Source organism: Bradyrhizobium sp. SZCCHNRI3043 (assembly GCF_032377735.1).
Classification (GTDB): Bacteria; Pseudomonadota; Alphaproteobacteria; order Rhizobiales; family Xanthobacteraceae; genus Bradyrhizobium.
Map to the genome: position 1 here is coordinate 1 of NZ_JAUHID010000007.1, position 16,767 is coordinate 16,767.

Genomic DNA, 16,767 nt, shown 5'->3' on the forward strand with positions numbered 1-16,767 from the left:
CATCGTTGCGAAAGGTTGTCGGCGACCGGCACACCGCCGTCGCGAGCCCCCGAAACGACGAAGCGATCCAGGCCTTCCAGACAGATGATTCGACCTGGCCCTGGATTGCTTCGCTGCGCTCGCGACGACGTGGTGAGTGAGCAGCGACCTGGATCGTTGATACTGACTGCGCGGAGCGATGCACCAGCCCTAGCGCTTCCCCTTCGTCATGTTCAGCGCCACCGCGGCGCGGATCAGCGCCATGAACGCAGTCTCATCGATCACGTCGCCTTCATGAAGGTCGATGGCGCGGCGGGTGTTGCCGTCGAGGCTGGCGTTGAAGAGGCCGGAAGGGTCCGGCAGCGAGGCACCCTTGGCGAAGGTCAGCTTCACCGCGGCCTTGTAGGTCTCGCCGGTGCAGACGATGCCGGCATGCGACCATACAGGAACGCCGCGCCACTTCCACTCCTCGACGATATCGGGATCGGCCTGTTTGATCAGACCACGGACGTAGCTGAGCGTGGCGCCGCGCCAATCCCCGAGCTCCTTGATCCGGGCGTCGATCAGCTCCGACGGAGACTGGTTCCCCTCGCCGACGCTCGTCGCCTTCGTTGGTTTCGCCATGACGCTTGTTCCCATCCACCTGCTTGTCGTTTCACCTGCGTGTAGTCCGCGTCGTAGTTATACGACCATCTTGGCCTGCTCAAGTTTAGAGCAATATTGATAACTCCACGGCCCAGCGGCACAGTGCACCAACGAGGTGTCGTCCAACATCACCGAGGTGCAGCACGACGCCAGCGAAACCGGCTCGGCCTCGTCCCAGGTGCTGTCGGCGGCGCAGTCGCTGTCACAGGACAGCAACCGGCTGAAGCTGGAGGTGGGACGATTCTTGAACAAGGTGCGGGCGGCGCAAGAGCGAAATCGTTCGTCGTTGAACTCGTTCACTCGCGACAACGGCAGTGTGTTCCCTCTCCCGCTTGCGGGGGAGGGCTAGGGAGTGGGCCGCTCCAGCGGCGGTGTGCGTGGCGTCCCCTCTCCAACTCTCCCCCGCAAGCGGGGGAGAGGGCGCAGCGGAGCTTGGCGCGGGGTTGATCGGTTCACCGGAAACGAAGCAGGCAACTGCCGATCACCGGCCCAACTTAATAACACCTCGCCGCGGCGCGCCGTTGGAAACGAAGCAGCGCCGGTGCGGTGATCAGTTCGCCAACTCGCTGTGAACGCAATCCGGACGGCTGACCGCCCCCTCACCGCTTCTCGATCACGAGGCTCTGCACCACGCGGCCGAAATAGCCCCTGACATCACCCAGCCGCGCCATCGCCAGACCGGCGCCGTCCGGGCCGATCCAGCTTTCGGCATCGAGCAGGATCCAGTCGCCGACCGGCTCGCGGGCCATGTTCACGGTGAGGTCGGCGTTGAGGAAGGTGTAGCTGTGGAAGTCGAGAGCAGCGGAGGTGCCGTTGCAGAAGTCGCTCGCGACCACGGCGCGCATCGCCTGCGACACGGCGTGGCCTTCGACCAGCGGCCAGTCGACGCGGTACCAGATCGCGCCGGGTCCCTTGACGCCGAACCGGCCGCGCGCGGCTCGCAGGGTCATGCCGCGCACGAACGGGCTGGTCGAGAAATCCGCAGGCTCCGGCAGCGCATCGTCAGGACCGACCAGATCGACCGGCAGCTCGCGGACATCGTCCGGAAGCGGCACGGCATCCTGCCTGATCTTGAGCACCGTCGCCGTGACCACCACCGTATCGCCGGCGCGCAGCCGCACCGCGCAGAGCTGGATTTTGCGGCCCTCGCGCAGCACCTCGGTCTCGATGAGGAGCTCTGCGAGCGGCACCGGGCGCATCAGGTCGATGGTGACGCGGGCGATGCGCATCGGCGACGTCGTCGGAATGCGCTCGGCAGCCCACACGGCCAGCGCCGACGGCGCAGACCCGTGTTGCATGGTCGGATCCCACGGTCCCGCAGCATCGGAGCTGACGGCGACCCGATTGTCCGCGATGCGGAAGATCGGCCGCATCAGCGCGCGCCTCGCCACGTCTCAACCGGCGCTGGCAAAGGCGCGGTCGGCGCCATTGGGCAGTTCGATGTCGACCTCGAGCGTCGAGACATGCTTTCCCCGATCCATGCGAACGATGACCTTGTCCGGATCGAGTACCACATGGCGCGAAACCACGGCGAGGATTTCCTCGCGCAGCTGCATCAGGAGATCGGGCTGTCCGCGCAGGCTGCGCTCATGCGCGAGCAGGATCTGCAGCCGCTCCCGCGCGACAGGCGCGGAGGCCGCACGCCCCGTAAAGAGCCGCAGCACGCTCATGCAGCCCTCCGTCCCAAGAGCAGGTTCATCAGGCCCTTGCGCTCGGTCGGGATCTGCATCTCGACCTCCTCGCCGAGGAGGCGGCGCATCGCATCGTGATAGGCGCGCGCGGGGGCGCTCGCGGGGCTGTTGAGCGTCACGGGACAGCCGACGTTGGAAGCGCGCAGCACGTCCTGGCTCTCCGGCACGATGCCGAGCAGCGGCGTCGCGAGAATCTCCAGCACATCCTCGATCGACAGCATCTCGCCGCGCGCGGCGCGGCCGGCATCATAGCGCGTGATGAGAATGTGCTTCTCGACGCGCTCGCCGTTCTCGGCGCGCACCGTCTTGGAATCGAGCATGCCGATGATGCGGTCGGAATCGCGCACCGACGACACCTCCGGATTGGTGACGATGACCGCCTCGTCGGCATAGCGCATCGCCAGCATGGCGCCGCGCTCGATGCCGGCCGGGCTGTCGCAGATCACCCAGTCGAACGTCTTGCGCAATTCGGCGATGACGCGGCCGACGCCGTCCTCGGTGAGCGCGTCCTTGTCCTTGGTCTGCGAGGCCGGCAGCAGCCACAGATTTTCCAGCCGCTTGTCGCGGATCAAGGCTTGCGGCAGCTTGGCGACGCCGTGCACGACGTTGATGAGATCGAACACGACGCGGCGCTCGGCGCCCATGACCAGATCGAGATTGCGCAGGCCGACGTCGAAATCGACGACGACGACCTTCTCGCCGGCCTGCGCCAGCGCCGCGCCCATCGCCGCCGTCGTGGTGGTCTTGCCGACGCCACCCTTGCCCGACGTCACTACGAGTACTTTCGACATGTCACGAATCCTCCTGCTACTCAGTTCAATGCAACGATCTTCATGGAATGACCTTCGAGCCACGCCTGCGCGGCCCGGCCGCGCAACGCGGCGTCGATCTGCTCGGCCGTCTGGTAGTAGCCGTCGATCGCGACCAGCTCGGCCTCGATCTTCTGGCAGTAGATGCGCGCCGCCGCGTTGCCGTTGATGCCGGCCATCGCGCGGCCGCGCAGCGCGCCATAGACATGGATCGAGCCGCCGGCGACGATCTCGGCGCCCGACGACACCGCGCCGAGCACGGTGACGTCGCCGTCGGGAAACACGATCGACTGGCCGGAGCGCACGGGCTGGTCGAGCAAGAGCGATGTCGGCTGCTGCAGCTGTGGCTTCTCCGGCTCGATCTCCTGCACGGCGCAATGACGGCCGCCGGACAACAAGGGGGGCATGCCGAGCGACAGCCGGCCCTGCTCGACGCCTTCGAGCCCGAGCACGCGGATGTTGCGCGACTCGATGCTCTTGATGAGGTGCGTGATGGCGAGCGGGCTCAGATCCACCGCGGAGAGATCGAGCACGATCGGCTTGCCGACGAAGAAGCCGGGCGAGCCCGCGAGCGTTGCATCGAGCTCGCTGAGCCAGTCGGCAATCGGCACCACCGGCGAAAACACGAAGGCTACGTAGGAGCGCCCGCGCAGACGAATAACAGGACGCACCGTTTCAGCGCTGGCACTCATGACCATCCGACCCAACCTTCTTAGTGATTGGTTAACTGTCGGCGCCAGATGGTTAACGGATGGTTAAATCGACGCTAAGCCGCTCAAAAATCGACAGCGGCCCGCCCGACATAGTTCGATGATGATCGAATCAAGGCGCAATCTTGGCATCAATGAGACGCAATTCATGAGCATCTGCGTCAAGACCTATCATGCCTCATTTTAATCACATCATGATGATAACTTTAACGTACATATAATTCGGAACCGACGACTTTAGGAGGTTCCGATCGATTGACACTCGTCAGGGGGCGGGGCATGGGATCGATAGAGGCGCCCAAGGCACGGCAAACGTGCCACGGCGCCTTGCAGGAAGGGACCGCTGGCGTGCGATCGTTGATCGACGCGAAACGTCTGATTCTGCGAGTGATTCCGTGTGGACTGAAGTGGCAGACCTGCTCCCGCTCTTCGTTTGAAACTAGCTCTCATACGAACCGTGGCAGAAGCGTATCAGTTTCCGGAATCGAGCGTCAGAGGAGTAGCGTATGAGTTCGTTGAGTGAACAGAATCCGATGAACCCGCAGGACCCGCTGCACTACGCACCGCGGTGGCTGCGCGAACGTCCGGAAGCCGCGCGTCTATCTCTCGTCGGTGACAATGCCAAGGCAGCGGAGGCGGCCGAGCGTCCCGCTTCGGGACAGCAAGGACCGCTCGATGCTCGCCTGGAGACCGCCGTGTTCGAATCCCTTCGTCAGTCGCTGAATCCGCAGGTCATGCGCGAGCCGCCGGATCTGGAGCGCGAGCGCGACCGCCGCTCGGTCGTATTCAAGGTGGCTGGCCGCTTCGCCGCCGCAACCGGCGTCGCCGCCGTCGTCGCGCTGTTCTTCGTCAACATCGTGCCGGTGTGGCGCCAGCCCGACGCAAGCTCGTCCTTCGTCGCCGCCGTGCAGTCGATGAAGACGCTGCCGCCGGTCGCCGCCGACGTGCAGGACGCCAAGGCGGACCAGACCAGTGCGCTGCCGGAGCGGGTCGAGCCGCAGGCTCCCGCGCTGTCGCAGTTCAAGTCGCTGCTCGCGGACGCTCCGGCGCCGACGGCAGAGGCCGACACTCCCGAAAAGCCCATGCTGCAGCAGTTCATGCAGTGGAACCAGAAGACGGGTCAGATGGAGCGGGTTCGCTAAACCCTCTACACGACTGATCCGACTTCCAACACATCACAGGCGACGATGATCGACGTCCTACCGCAGAAAGCGGCAGCACGCCGTCCGCTGGCTCATGCCCGTGTGGCAGCCATCCTGCTCGCGTCCCTCGTGGCCGGCGAGGCCGTTGCTGCGCCCGGCGAGAATGTGAGCGTGGCGCGCCAGCTCGGCGGCCGCGTCGGCCCGATCATTGGCGCCGCGCTCGCGTGCCGCGACATCGCCCGGCCGCGCATCCAGGCCATCATCGAGAAATTCCAGCTCGTCATCCGCGAGGCCGCCTCCAGCGAGGCCGACCGTGACGAGCTGACGCGCCTGCTCGACCGCTACGTGGCCGAAGGTCGCAGCCTCATCACCTCAGGCCGGATGGATTGCGGCGGCGCCGATCGGCAGCTTGCCGATCTCGAACGATCCATCGCCGCGCCGCCTCCGGCGCGCGCGAACCTGCCCGCCGTGAGCATCGGACCTGCGACCGCGCAGGCCGCGACCGTACCGGCGCAACTGCTGCCGCCGGCCGGCAACGTGCGCGGAGTGACGCAGAGCGAGATCAAGCTCGGCATGGTCATTCCCTACAGCGGACCGGTGAAGGAGAGCGGGCGGCTGCTCAAGATCGGCGTCGAGGCGGCGTTCAATCGCGCCAACGAGGCCGGCGGCGTCAACGGCCGCATGCTGAAGCTCGTCACCGCCGATGACGGCTACGATCCCGCGCGCACGCTGGATGCGATGAAGCTGCTCTACGAGAAGGAGCAGGTGTTCGGCTATATCAGCAATTTCGGCTCGGCCACCGCCGCGGTCGCCATCCCCTACGCGCTCGAGCGCCGCACGCTGTTCTTCGCGCCCTATACCGGCGCCAACGTCGTGCGCCACGATCCGCCCGACCGCTACGTCTTCAACTACCGGCCGAGCTATGCCGAGGAGACCGACGCGCTGGTCCATTATCTCGTGAAGATGCGAAGGCTGCATCCGCGCCAGATCGTCGTGTTCGCGCAGAATGACGCGTTCGGCGACGCGGGCTTCGCCGGCGTGGCCAAGGCGTTCCGCACGCTCGGCGCCAGCGACAATTCGATCGTGCGGGTCAACTACCCGCGCAACACGGTCGAGGTCGACGACGCCATCAATCAGTTGAAGCTGCTGAAGACCCCGGTCAAGGCGGTGGTGATGCTGGCGACGACGCGCGCCGCGGCCAAATTCATCGAGAAGGCCCAAGGCGTATTTCCGGGCGTCATCTTCGCCAACATCTCCGCGGTCGCGGGCTCGGCGCTCGCCAGCGAGCTGATGCTGCTCGGACCGCGCTACGCCGAGGGCGTGATCGTCAGCCAGACCGTGCCCGGCGTCTCCGGCTATTCGAGCCTGGTGCTCGAATACAAGAACGCACTTGCGAAATACGCCCCGGGCGAGCCGGCCGACTACACCTCGCTCGAGGGCTACATCGCCGCGAGCATCCTGATCGAGGGACTGAAGCGCGCCGGTCCGAACTTCGATACCGAGCAACTGGTCGAAACGCTCGAGAACATGCGCAACATCGATCTCGGCCTCGGCACGCAGCTCGGCTTCGGCCGCGCCGAACACCAGGCTTCGCACAAGATCTGGGGCACAGCGCTGGACGACAGCGGCATCTATCAACCCGTCGAACTTGAATAGGATACCGCTAGAGGCAAGACAGCCTCAACTACCACGACAAAAGAGCGACAGTGAAACCCGACATTAATTCGAAATGCCACGAATAGTAGAACGAAGAGGGTTGGAAACAAGCTGAGCAGGTGGAAGGTTCGATGGCCGTGCGTTGGTCCGCGTTGATCATCGGGAGTGTTTTCGCAGCTCCCTTGAGCCCCGCTTTGGCGGCGGCTCCCGACGTCGTCCGGGAGCTTGGCGGCCGGGTTGGGCCGATCGTGGGACAGGCGTCCGCCTGCCCGGACATCGCGCAGGGCCGGGTCCAGAGCATCGTCGACAAATTCCGCGAAGCCATCCGCCAGGCGACGAGCAATGACGGCGAGCGCGATCAGCTGACCCGCAGCTTCAATGGCTACATCGCCGAGGGCCGTAGTCGTACGGGCGCCTCGCAGGCGACCTGCGCCGCCGCGGAGCGGCAACTGACGGAGCTCGAACGCTCGCTCGGCCAGCCGGCTGCGGCGACGGCCCCGATCACACCCGTCAAGGCCGAAGCGACGACTGGCGCCGTCACCGCGGGCCCCGTGCGCGGCATCACCGATCGTGAGATCCGCTTCGGCATGGTCCTGCCGTTCTCCGGCATCCGCAAGGAGACCGGGCGTCAGATGCGCCAGGGCATCGAGGCCGCGTTCGCACGCACCAACGATGCCGGCGGCGTCAACGGGCGCATGCTCCGTCTCGTGGCGGCCGACGACGGCTACGATCCGAACCGCACGCTGGCGGCGATGACGCAACTCTACGACAAGGAGCAGGTGTTCGGCTTCATCGGCAACGTCGGCACCGCCAACTCGCAGGCGGCGATCCCCTATGCGCTGGAGCGGCGCACGCTGTTCTTTGCGCCGAACACCGGCGCAGCAGTGGTGCGACGCGATCCGCCGGATCGCTACGTCTTCAACTATCGGGCGAGCTACGCCGAGGAGACGGCCGCGCTGGTGCGCTACCTGATCAAGATGAAGCGCGTCTCGCCCAAGCAGATCGCCGTGTTCACCCAGCAGGACCCATTCGGCGACGACGGTTTCGCCGGTGTCGCGAAGGCCTACCGACAGTTGAACCTCGGCGAGGCCGTGACGCGCATCAACTATCCGCGCGCGACGATGGACGTGGAAGAGGCGGTCAATCAGGTCAAGGCGCACAAGCCGGGACTCAAGGCGGTCATCATGGTGGCGACCGATCGCGCCGCCGCGAAATTCATCGAGAAGACGCGCGACGCGGTGCCGGGCCTGATCTACGCCAACGTGTCCGCCGTCGGCTCGACCTCGCTCGCGACCGAGCTGAAGCTGCTCGGTCCGCGCTTCACCAACGGCGTCATCGTCACGCAGGGCGTGCCGGCGGTTTCGGGCTATTCGAGCCTCGTGCTCGACTACAAGAACGCCCTGGCCAAATACGCGCCCGGCGAGGCGCCGGACTACACGTCTCTCGAAGGCTATATCGCGGCGACGATTTTGATCCAGGCGCTGAAGCAGACCAGCCCGCTCGACACCGAGCGCCTGGTCGACACGCTCGAATCGATGCGCAGCCTCGATCTCGGCCTCGGCACGACGCTCGCATTTGGACGCGCAGAGCACCAAGCATCGCACAAGATCTGGGGCACTGCACTCGACGAAACCGGCACGTATCAGGCAATCGAACTTGAGTAGAATTAGCTTCGAAGGGGAAGAACTGGTGAAGACGTTTCGTTAGCAGGTCCTAAAGTATGATCGGAAAAAGGCGTGTCGGGTTACCGAAATGGTCATGCTCTTAGGAAAGGCTGGTCTGTGCATGGTGACGGTCTTATGTCTTCTCCGTCGCAGACACGGCGTCAATTCACCAGGCGGAAGACCTGGATGGGGTCCAAAGTGGGATAGTGGCAATGAACTTTCGTTGTAGCGTGTTCTTGGTTGCGGCATTGCTCGCAACGCCCGCCAGCGCGGCGGGCACCAATGCGGATGTGGTGCGTAATCTTGCGAGCCGGGTCGGGCCGATCGTGGGAGCAGCATCCGCCTGTCAGGCGATCGACCAGGGCCGCGTTCAGGCCATTGTCGACAAGTTTCGCGAGGTGATCCGGGAGGCCTCCACCGGCGGCTCGGATCGTGACGAGCTCACCCGCGTCTTCAACGGCTACGTCGCCGATGGACGCAACCGCGTGGGGGCGGCGCAGACCGACTGTAACGCCGCGGGCCGCCAGCTCGCCGAGCTCGAGCGCTCGCTCGGGCAAAGCGCGCCGAGCCAGACCGCCACCAGCCTCGCCGGGGTGATCGCCCCGTCCGCGGCCGTGGCTGCGACGGCACCAACCGCGACGCTGCCGCCAGCGTCCACCACCAACGTGCAGGGCGTCACCGCCAACGAGATCCGCTTCGGCATCGCCGCTCCGTTCTCGGGCGCTGCCAAGGAGCTCGGCCGGCAGATGAAGATGGGCATCGAGGCCGCCTTCAACCGCGCCAACGACGCCGGCGGCATCGCCGGGCGCTCGCTGCGGCTCTATTCGGCCGACGACGGCTACGAGCCGTCGCGGACGCTGGACGCGATGAAGCAGCTCTACGAGAAGGACAAGGTGTTCGGCTTCGTCGGCAATGTCGGCACCCCGACCTCTGCCGTGGCGATGCCCTACGCCCTGCAGCGCCGCGTGCTGTTCTACGGCGCGTTCACCGGCGCCAACCTCCTGCGCAACGATCCGCCGGATCGCTACGTGTTCAACTATCGCGCCAGCTACGCCGAAGAGACCGACACCGTCGTTCGCTATCTGGTCAAGCTGCGCCGCCTGCCGGCCAAGGACATCGCCGTGTTCGCGCAGCAGGACGCCTATGGTGACGCCGGCTTCTCCGGTGTGGCCAAGGCCTTCCGCTCGCTCGGCCTTGCCGACACGGCCATCTTGCGCCTCAACTACAAGCGCAACACGGTCGACGTCGACGACGCGGTCAACCAGCTGCGGGCATTGAAGAACCCGCCCAAGGCGATCGTCATGGTCGCAACCTATCGCGCAGCCGCGAAGTTCATCGAGAAGACGCGCGATCTGTTCCCGCACATGATCTACACCAACGTCTCCTTCGTCGGCTCGACCGAGCTCTCGGACGAGCTGATGCTGCTCGGTCCTCGCTATGCCAGCGGCGTCATCGTCACCCAGGTGGTGCCGGCCGTCGGCGGCTATTCGAGCGCCGTGCTCGAGTACAAGAGCGCGCTCGAGAAGTACTTCCCGGGCGAGGCACCGTCCTACGTGTCGTTCGAAGGCTACGTCTCGGCCAACGTGCTGGTCCAGGCGCTGCGCCGGGTCGGCCCGCAGCTCGACACCGAGGCGCTGATCGACACGCTGGAAAACATGCGCGACATCGATCTCGGTCTTGGCGCCAAGCTCGGCTTCGGCCGCGCCGAGCACCAGGCCTCGCACAAGATCTGGGGCACGGCGCTCGACGAGCGCGGCAAGTTCCAGGCGATCGAGCTGGAATAGCCCGTCCGCTTGTTGCGGCCGCAACAAAAAAGCGCGACAGCCCTGGCTGCCGCGCTTTTCTTTTGTCCGTCGCGGAGCCGCTTAGAGCGGCGGATCGATCGCCTCGTCATATTCCTTCTTGAAGCGCGCGATCAGCTCGGCGGCGGGCAGCACGTCCTTGATGGCGCCGATGCCCTGCCCCGAGCCCCAGATCTCCTTCCACGCCTTCGGCTTGGCGCGCTCGCCCGAAGCATCGGTGCCGAAGCTCATCTTCGACGGATCAGAGGTCGGGAGATTGTCCGGATCGAGGCCGGCGGCGACGATCGACGGCTTCAGGTAGTTGCCGTGCACGCCGGTGAACAGGTTCGAATAGACGATGTCGTCGGCGCCCGAGCTGGTGATCATCTGCTTGTAGCCTTCGACCGCATTCGCCTCCTTGGTGGCGATGAAGGCCGAGCCGATATAGGCGAAGTCGGCGCCGAGCACGCGCGCGGCACGGATGGCGCGGCCGTTCCCGATCGCGCCCGACAGAGCGATCGGGCCATCGAACCAGCTCCGCGTCTCCGCCACGAAGGCAAACGGCGAGATCGTGCCGGCATGTCCACCGGCGCCCGCCGCGACCAGGATCAAGCCGTCGGCGCCCTTCTCGATCGCCTTGTGCGCGAAGGTCTGGTTGATGACGTCGTGGAAGACGATGCCGCCCCAGCCGTGCGCCGCCTGGTTCAGCTCCTCGCGCGCGCCGAGCGAGGTGATCATCATCGGCACCTTGTACTTCTCGCACAGCGCGAGATCCTGCTCGAGCCGGTTGTTGGAGCGATGCACGATCTGGTTGACGGCGAACGGCGCCGACGGGCGTTCCGGATGCGCGCGATCATAGGCGGCGAGCTCCTCGGTGATGCGCGCCAACCATTCGTCGAGCAGCGCGGCCGGCCGCGCGTTGAGCGCCGGAAACGAACCGACCACGCCGGCCTTGCACTGCGCGATCACCAGGTCGGGCACGGAGATGATGAACAGCGGCGAGCCGATCACCGGGATCGACAGGCGGCCCTTGAACAAGGCGGGCATGGACATGGACGGAAATTCCTCTTGCGTTGAAATGCGGAAACGCTCGTGATCGCGAGCATGCCCGACATCATGCCGTGATGGCAATTCGCTCGCAGAGGGACCGGAAAAGCCCGATCAGGGTCTTGCGTTGAGGCGCTGGCGTGCCGGCGTCATTGGCAAAGCGCCGAGGTCACGTAGGTGTCGGTGCGGCAATCGCCCGGCTTGCGCTGGCGACCGGGGATCAGCACCCTCGCCGAGCAGGTCTCCGCGGAATCGGTGTTGAGGCTCTTGCCTTCCTTGTAACCCTTGCCCTGGCACAGCCGGTCGGCGCCGAGCTTGCAATCCGGCGTGGCGTTGGCGGCGATCGGGCAGACCGAGCGGCCGGAGATCATAGTCGAGGGCTTGGCCAGCCGCGAGAGCGTGTCACTGGTCTCCTTCAGCACACTCGGTGCGGCGTCGCCGCCGTTCGGGGCAGCCGGCCGGTCGGCTTGCCGCGGCGGGCCTGCGGGAGCGCCGGCCGTCTCGCCTTCGTTCGCGGGCGGCTCCGGCGTGGCCTCCGGACGCTTCAGCGGAATGACCGCCATCTTCTCGAACAGCTTGCCGAGCTCCTCCACCAGACCCGGATTGGAGGACGGCGGCGCAGGCTGGACGGCAGGCGCCTGCTGCGGCGGCTGTTGCGGCGCTTCTCGCAGCCCCAAGGAAGGCGTCGTTTGCGCCCATGCCGCGGCGGCGGAGAGAACCGAGACGACGACGAGCAGCGCCGCCCCTGCCCCCGGCCCCGGGCGCAGCGGCCGCATCAGATCAGCTTCACGGCGACGACGAAGCCGGCCACCAGCACGGCCGCGCCGATCGCCACCCACAGGCCGAGATGCTTCTCGATGCGCACCCTGATCCATTCGCCATAGCGGTTGAGCAATATCGCGGCGATGAAGAAGCGGCCGCCGCGCGCGATGATCGAGCAGACGATGAACAGAAACAGATTATAGCCGGCGAAGCCCGACGTGATCGTGACCAGCTTGTAGGGGATCGGCGTCAATCCCTTCACCAGGATGATGACGGCGCCCCACTCGGCATAGGAGGCACGGAACGCCTCGACCTTGTCGCCGAGGCCGTAGAGCTGGATCAGCCAATGGCCGAGCGAGTCGTAGAGCAGCGCGCCGATGGCGTAGCCGACCAAGCCGCCCGCCACCGACGCCGCGGTGCAGACGCCGGCGAACAGCCAGGCCCGCTGCGGCTTCGCCAGCGACATCGGGATCAGCATCACATCCGGCGGCACCGGAAAGAACGAGCTTTCAGCGAAGGCAACCGCGGCCATGATCCACATGGCATGCGGCTTGTGGGCGGCGTCGATACACCAGTCGTAGATCCGTCTGAGCATGGTGGCGATGAAGCAAACCGGGCAGGATTTGTCCATGGCCCATATGCCGGTCCGAATCGGAGCGCCACACTAGTGCCGCTTGCGGATGGTCCGGCTTTCGGCCGCGACGATCGGTCGCCCCGCCACCCGTCCGGGCGCGGCCTTGGCGACCTTCACCGGCGATTTCGGCAGCTTCTCGGCGATGCCGAGCATCAGCTCGCGCCGTTCCATCTCGCGCCAGACGTCCTCGGGCTGGACATCGAGCTCGGCCCATAGCACGGCCAGATTGTAGATCAGGTCGGCGCTTTCGCGCACCACGGCCTGGGCGTCGCCGCCGACGGCATCGATCGCAACCTCGATGGCCTCTTCGGCGAGCTTTTTGGCCATCTTGGCCGTGCCCTGCTGCATCAGCTTGGCCGTGCGCGATCGCGCGGGATCGAGATCCCTGGCCGCCAGGACAGCGCGATAGAGCCGCTCGATCGAATCAGTCATCCCGCCACAATAGTTAAATTCGATGGTCCGCATATTAACGTTCGCGGCGGGCAAGAAAAAATCCGCCGGCGCGGGGCCGGCGGATCGTCTATTCGATCTCACATCACCAATGCGGGTGATGATAATAGCCGCCACCGTAATAGGGGCCGCCGCCGTAATACTGATAGCGCGGTCCGTAGCCGTAATAGGCCGGCCGGCCATAGTAATAGTTGTCCTCGTAGTAGGAACGGCGGTTCTGTGTCGCCGCGATGGCAAGTCCGGTGCCGACGATGCCGGCGAACGCCGCCGCAGCCGCCGCGCCGCCGTTGCCGCGATAGTGGCGCCGGCGCGCGCTGACATCGGTCACGCCGCCATCATTGGCCGCCTTGGCGACGACGCCCTTCTCGGCCGGCGCGGAGCCGGCAAAGGCGAGTGTCGGCTGCACGGCCGTCAAAGTCACCGCGGCCACCGTCGCCAGGACGGTAGCACGGCCAAAGCGTGAAAAACTTCCGCACTGTGCGATCATGTGGATCCTCCGTACGATCTCATCTCGCGTACCAACTCGCGAACTGCGTCCACAGTTCCCCTCGCGAAACCCGAAGTCGAAGCCGCAAATCGCCGCAGGCCTTGCTCATGGACCGTTCACATTCGATCCGCCATGATCAGGCACCGCCGGCCCCGAGCGGCAGCGACACAGCGACATTGTCACGAAATTGACATATCGATCCCGCGACGGCCGGCGAACTGATTAGAATACCGGCGTGACAAGACCGGTACGGCCTGCGAATACCGGCGTGACATGATGTGCATGCGACGACCCGTCACCCTGCTTGCTTTGGTGCGCTTGGCGCTCCTGGCAGCCGTCGTGGTGCCCGCGTGGCTGTCAGATCACGAGGCCCTCGCAGAGGAGCCGAAACGTCCGGTCGCCGTCATGTTCGCGCTGGATCGGCCGCTCGATGGCAGCATGGCGCCGCTGGTCCTCGCCGCCAGCCGCGGGCTGTTCGCCACCGAGGGCGTGACCGTCACCATCACCACGGCCAAGGGCTCTCCCGATGCGATCGCGCGGGTGGCCTCCGGTGAGGCCGACATGGCGCTCGCCGACATCAACGAGCTGATCCGCTATCGCGACGCGTCCAACAGCCAGCCGGTCAAGGCCGTGTTCGTGCTGTTCAACAGGGCGCCTTATGCGATCATCGCGCGCAGGAGCCGCGGCATCAACGGGCTCGGCGACATCGAAGGCAAGACGCTCGGCGTCGCCGAGGGCGATCTCTCGATCCGGCTGTGGCCGGCGGTCGCGCGGCACAACCATCTCAGGCCCGAGACCATCAAGCTGTCGCGCGTCGGCGCGGCCGTGCGCGAGCCGATCCTGTCGGCCGGCCAGGTCGATGCCGTCAGCGGCTTCTCCTATTTGTCGGCCCTCAATCTGCGCGACCGCGGCGTGCCTGCCGCCGATCTCGCGGTGCTGCGCTTCGCCGATTACGGCTGCGAGGCCTATGGCCATGCGGTGATCGTCAATCCCGGCTTTGCGGCCAAGCAGCCGGCTGCGGTGAAGGGATTCCTGAGCGCGCTGACGTCTGGCCTGCAGCTTGCCATCAAGGACCCTGCCGGCGCGATCGCCGACGTGGTGAGCCGGATGGATGACGGCTCGCGCGAGCTCGAGCTGCAGCGGCTGCAGAGCGTGCTCGTCGACAACGTGCTGACGCCGGACGTCCGCCGCGACGGCATCGGCGGCATCGATCCCGCCCGGTTCGAGCGGGCCCTCGACCAGCTCGCCGAGGACGGCAAATTCCACCACAAGCGTCCGCAACCCGCCGACATCTTCGACGACAGCTTCCTGCCGCCCGCCGACAGCCGGCTCGTCAACTGAGCGCTCGCCGCGGCGGCCGTTCCCTTGCTAACATGGCGCCGCGCGCACCCAGCGCTGGCTCCAACTGTCGACACGAAGCGCCCCGCCCATGTCCCTGCTCCGCATTTATGCCCGCGTGCTCCATCTGCTCGGAAAGGAGGCGCGGCTGGGCTGGTTTCTGGCGATCGCCAACCTTGCCCTCGCGGTGGCACAGTTCGCCGAGCCGGTGCTGTTCGGACGCATTGTCGACTCGCTCTCCGGCAACGCCTCGACCAGCACCGCCTGGCCACTGCTCGCGGCCTGGGCCGGATTCGGCCTGTTCACGATTCTGGCCAGCGCCTGGGTCGCGCTGCAGGCCGACCGGCTGGCGCACCGGCAGCGCCATGCGGTGCTGACGAGCTATTTCGAGCACATTTTGCAGCTGCCGCTGACGTTCCATTCCGGCACCCATTCCGGCCGGCTGATGAAGGTGATGATCAACGGCACCGACGCGCTGTGGAAGCTGTGGCTGTCGTTCTTCCGCGAGCACTTCGCCGCCATCATGTCGGTGCTGGTGCTGCTGCCGCTGTCGCTCTATCTGAACTGGCGGCTCGCGATCCTCTTGTTCGTGCTGTGCGTGGTGTTCACGGTGCTGACGACGCTGGTGGTGCGCAAGACCTACGGCATGCAGAGCGAGGTCGAAGAGCACTACAGCGACCTGTCGGCGCGCGCCTCCGATGCGCTCGGCAACGTCGCGCTGGTGCAGAGCTTCGTGCGCATCGAAGCCGAGGTGCAGGGCCTGCGCAACGTCGCCGGCCAGTTGCTCTCGGTGCAGATGCCGGTGCTCGGCTGGTGGGCGCTGGTGACGGTGATCACGCGCGCCTCCACCACCATCACGGTGCTGGCGATCTTCACCCTCGGCATCGCGCTGCATCAGCAGGGACTGAGCTCGGTCGGCGAGATCGTGATGTTCGTGTCGTTCGCGACCATGCTGATCCAGAAGCTCGAGCAGGTCGTGTCCTTCATCAACAACGTGTTCATGGAAGCGCCGCGGCTGGCCGAGTTCTTCACCGTGCTCGACGCCGTGCCGGCGGTGCGCGACCGCCCCGATGCGATCGACGTCGGCCGGCTCTCGGGCCTGGTCGAATTCAACGATGTGTCGTTCTCCTATGACGGCAAGCGGCCGGCGGTGGAGGACCTCACCTTCACCGCGCTGCCCGGCCAGACCATCGCGCTGGTCGGGCCGACCGGCGCCGGCAAGTCGACCGCGATTGCGCTCCTGCATCGCGCCTTCGATCCGCAATCCGGCTTCATCAAGATCGACGGCATGGATGTCCGCGGATTGAAGCTTGCGGCCCTGCGCCGGAACATCGGCGTCGTGTTCCAGGAGGCGCTGCTGTTCAATCGCTCGATCCGCGAGAACCTCTTGGTCGGCAAGCCCGATGCGACCGAGGAGGAGATTCGCACCGCCGCCGCGCGCGCCCAGGCGCTCGACTTCATCGACCGCGCCGAGCAGGGCTTCGATACCAATGCCGGCGAGCGCGGCCGCATGCTGTCCGGCGGCGAGCGCCAGCGGCTCTCGATCGCGCGGGCGCTCTTGAAGGATCCGCCGATCCTGATTCTCGACGAGGCGACATCAGCGCTCGATGCCGTCACCGAGGCCAAGCTCAACGCGGCGCTCGACGAGGTGATGAAGGGACGCACGACCTTCGTGATCGCGCACCGGCTCTCGACCATCCGCAACGCGACGCGAATCCTCGTGTTCGAGAACGGACGCGTGATCGAAAGCGGAACGTTCGATGAACTCGTCGCCAAGGGCGGCCACTTCGCGGAACTGGCGAAGGCCCAGTTCATGGTGCAGGAGAGCGCGCGCGCGACTCTCGCAGCGTCCGAGCGCGAGGGTACCATCGTCAAGACCTGATCGCGGGACGCTTTCATCGTGGAATTGAATGGCTGGCCTCTGTTCGCCAGCGTCGAGCCGGTATAGGTTCGCGGCCTGCCGCAACCGAAG

At 65.9% G+C, this 16,767-nt stretch carries 16 protein-coding genes and 1 pseudogene; 7 read left to right on the forward strand and 10 right to left on the reverse strand.

Translation table 11 applies throughout. The features are described 5' to 3' along the window. Positions 1-189: 189 nt before the first annotated feature. Positions 190-603 (reverse strand): DUF1801 domain-containing protein, encoded by a 414-nt coding sequence (locus tag QX124_RS16250; RefSeq protein ID WP_315797703.1) that lies wholly within the window; start codon positions 601-603, stop codon positions 190-192. Between the two features lie 115 nt (positions 604-718). On the opposite strand from QX124_RS16250, the pseudogene QX124_RS16255 reads away from it, so the two are divergent. Further along, positions 719-889: pseudogene (locus tag QX124_RS16255) on the forward strand (methyl-accepting chemotaxis protein); the annotation flags it as partial. Positions 890-1,223: 334 nt separating this feature from the next. On the opposite strand, the gene QX124_RS16260 reads toward QX124_RS16255, so the two are convergent. Genes QX124_RS16260 through minC form a run of 4 tightly spaced genes read right to left on the reverse strand, consistent with a single transcriptional unit; the run spans position 1,224 to position 3,816 of the window. Then, complete coding sequence (locus tag QX124_RS16260; protein WP_315736141.1) at positions 1,224-1,997, reverse strand: thioesterase family protein; 774 nt, start codon at positions 1,995-1,997, stop codon at positions 1,224-1,226. A gap of 21 nt (positions 1,998-2,018) precedes the next feature. After that, positions 2,019-2,294 carry a cell division topological specificity factor MinE gene (gene minE, locus QX124_RS16265; RefSeq protein ID WP_315716282.1) on the reverse strand — a complete coding sequence of 92 codons (276 nt, stop codon included), beginning with the start codon at positions 2,292-2,294 and terminating at the stop codon, positions 2,019-2,021. Next, the gene (gene minD / locus QX124_RS16270; RefSeq protein WP_315736140.1) at positions 2,291-3,106 is read right to left on the reverse strand and encodes a septum site-determining protein MinD; all 816 of its coding nucleotides are present in this window, start codon (positions 3,104-3,106) and stop codon (positions 2,291-2,293) included. Before minD ends, minE begins: the two co-directional genes overlap by 4 nt. 20 nt (positions 3,107-3,126) lie before the next feature. Next, complete coding sequence (gene minC / locus QX124_RS16275) at positions 3,127-3,816, reverse strand: septum site-determining protein MinC (RefSeq protein WP_409997706.1); 690 nt, start codon at positions 3,814-3,816, stop codon at positions 3,127-3,129. Between the two features lie 524 nt (positions 3,817-4,340). On the opposite strand from minC, the gene QX124_RS16280 reads away from it, so the two are divergent. The 4 genes from QX124_RS16280 (at position 4,341) to QX124_RS16295 (ending at position 10,080) form a co-directional block, all read left to right on the forward strand. Next, positions 4,341-4,976: a hypothetical protein gene (locus QX124_RS16280; protein WP_315736138.1), complete on the forward strand. Its 636-nt coding sequence runs from the start codon at positions 4,341-4,343 to the stop codon at positions 4,974-4,976. Positions 4,977-5,021: 45 nt separating this feature from the next. Then, a complete protein-coding gene (locus tag QX124_RS16285) occupies positions 5,022-6,632 on the forward strand; it encodes an ABC transporter substrate-binding protein (RefSeq protein WP_315797705.1) in 1,611 nt (536 codons plus the stop codon). A 131-nt stretch (positions 6,633-6,763) separates the two neighbouring features. Beyond that, positions 6,764-8,296 carry an ABC transporter substrate-binding protein gene (locus QX124_RS16290; protein WP_315772714.1) on the forward strand — a complete coding sequence of 511 codons (1,533 nt, stop codon included), beginning with the start codon at positions 6,764-6,766 and terminating at the stop codon, positions 8,294-8,296. 212 nt (positions 8,297-8,508) lie between these two features. Further along, positions 8,509-10,080, forward strand: a complete 1,572-nt coding sequence (locus QX124_RS16295; RefSeq protein WP_315797706.1) for an ABC transporter substrate-binding protein — start codon at positions 8,509-8,511, stop codon at positions 10,078-10,080. An 81-nt stretch (positions 10,081-10,161) separates the two neighbouring features. Here the strand turns inward: QX124_RS16295 and QX124_RS16300 are convergent, their stop codons facing one another. From QX124_RS16300 to QX124_RS16320, 5 genes are all read right to left on the reverse strand, one after another. Further along, a complete protein-coding gene (locus QX124_RS16300; protein ID WP_315772710.1) occupies positions 10,162-11,130 on the reverse strand; it encodes a nitronate monooxygenase family protein in 969 nt (322 codons plus the stop codon). A gap of 143 nt (positions 11,131-11,273) precedes the next feature. After that, complete coding sequence (locus QX124_RS16305; RefSeq protein WP_315797707.1) at positions 11,274-11,900, reverse strand: hypothetical protein; 627 nt, start codon at positions 11,898-11,900, stop codon at positions 11,274-11,276. Further along, positions 11,900-12,481, reverse strand: coding sequence for a YqaA family protein (locus QX124_RS16310; RefSeq protein ID WP_315737020.1), 582 nt, complete (start codon positions 12,479-12,481; stop codon positions 11,900-11,902). The genes QX124_RS16305 and QX124_RS16310 overlap by 1 nt, the downstream gene beginning before the upstream one ends. Positions 12,482-12,550: 69 nt before the next feature. Next, positions 12,551-12,952, reverse strand: coding sequence for a phosphoribosyl-ATP diphosphatase (hisE, locus tag QX124_RS16315; protein WP_315736132.1), 402 nt, complete (start codon positions 12,950-12,952; stop codon positions 12,551-12,553). Between the two features lie 103 nt (positions 12,953-13,055). Beyond that, a complete protein-coding gene (locus tag QX124_RS16320; protein WP_315736131.1) occupies positions 13,056-13,457 on the reverse strand; it encodes a hypothetical protein in 402 nt (133 codons plus the stop codon). Positions 13,458-13,733: 276 nt separating this feature from the next. On the opposite strand from QX124_RS16320, the gene QX124_RS16325 reads away from it, so the two are divergent. After that, entirely contained in the window at positions 13,734-14,798 is a 1,065-nt protein-coding gene (locus QX124_RS16325; RefSeq protein WP_315797708.1) for an ABC transporter substrate-binding protein, read from the forward strand. A gap of 88 nt (positions 14,799-14,886) precedes the next feature. Continuing rightward, positions 14,887-16,677 carry a glucan ABC transporter ATP-binding protein/ permease gene (locus tag QX124_RS16330; RefSeq protein ID WP_315797709.1) on the forward strand — a complete coding sequence of 597 codons (1,791 nt, stop codon included), beginning with the start codon at positions 14,887-14,889 and terminating at the stop codon, positions 16,675-16,677. Positions 16,678-16,767 lie beyond the last annotated feature (90 nt).